Here is a 1,181-nt window from a genome sequence, read left to right as displayed (position 1 = left end):
CATCAAGCGGTTCACCGAGCACCTCAACCCCCGCGGGGCGCGCGTGGTGGCGCTGGAGAAACCCACCGAGGTCGAGGCCGGGCAGTGGTACTTCCAGCGCTACGTCGACCACCTGCCCAGCCGCGGCGAGATCGTGATGTTCGACCGGTCCTGGTACAACCGCGCCGGCGTGGAGCGGGTCATGGGGTTCTGCACCCCGGCGCAGTACGAGCGGTTCCTGCGCCAGGCGCCGGAGCTGGAGCGGATGCTCGTCGAGGACGGCGTCCACCTCGTGAAGTTCTGGTTCTCCGTCTCCCGCGGCGAGCAGCGCGCCCGCTTCCTGGCCCGCCGGACCGACCCGGTGCGGCAGTGGAAGCTGTCCCCGACGGACCTGGCGTCGCTGGACAAGTGGGAGGAGTACACCGCCGCCAAGGAGGCGATGTTCTTCCACACCGACACCCCCGAGGTGCCGTGGACGGTGGTGAAGAGCAACGACAAGAAGCGGGCCCGCCTGGAGGCCATGCGCCACGTCCTGAGCCTGTTCGACTACGCGAACAAGGACGCCGCGCTCGTCGGCGCGCCCGACCCGCTGATCGTCTGCCACAGCCCGACGATCTTCGAGGGCGGCCGGCGCCCCGACGCGCCGCCGCCACCCTGGAGGGGTTGACGTGCCGGACGCCGGACACCCGGGCGGCGCGCCGGACCGCGGCCGCTCCACGACGGCGGGCGTCCTGATGGGCGTGGGTCTGGCGGCGTTCGTCGACGAGGTCGTCTTCCACCAGCTGCTGCACTGGCACCACTTCTACGACCGCTCCACCCTCGCCGCCGGGCTCGTCTCCGACGGCCTGCTGCACGCCTTCGGCTGGATCGCCGTCGTCACGGGGCTGTTCCTGTTCGCCGACCTCCAGCGCCGCGCGGCCACCTCGGCGCGCCGCGTCGTGGCGGGCGTCCTGCTCGGCTGGGGCGGTTTCCAGCTCTTCGACGGGGTCGTGCACCACAAGCTGCTGCGGGTGCACCAGATCCGCTACGGGGTGGACGTGCTGCCCTACGACGTGGCGTGGCTGCTCGCGGGGGCGGCCGGGCTCGCGGTGGGTGCGGTGCTGCTGGCGCGCGCCGGGCGCCGGGCGCAGCCGTGACGGGAGCGCACCACGGGGCGCAGCACGCCGTGCACGGGGCGGGTGCCGCGCCGGGCCTGCTGCTGC

2 protein-coding genes are annotated in these 1,181 nt (G+C 73.2%); both read left to right on the top strand.

All coding sequences use genetic code 11. The features are described 5' to 3' along the window. The coding region (gene ppk2, locus ABEB16_RS21980; RefSeq protein WP_345714294.1) for a polyphosphate kinase 2 at positions 1-646 on the top strand (646 nt) is incomplete at its 5' end. A gap of 67 nt (positions 647-713) precedes the next feature. Further along, positions 714-1,115 carry a DUF2243 domain-containing protein gene (locus tag ABEB16_RS21975; RefSeq protein WP_345714295.1) on the top strand — a complete coding sequence of 134 codons (402 nt, stop codon included), beginning with the start codon at positions 714-716 and terminating at the stop codon, positions 1,113-1,115. Positions 1,116-1,181: the final 66 nt, after the last annotated feature.

Origin of the sequence: Kineococcus glutinatus (assembly GCF_039542765.1) — a bacterium.
In the GTDB taxonomy this organism is placed as follows: Bacteria; Actinomycetota; Actinomycetes; order Actinomycetales; family Kineococcaceae; genus Kineococcus_A; species Kineococcus_A glutinatus.
This window is presented reverse-complemented; position numbering and strand designations above follow the sequence as displayed.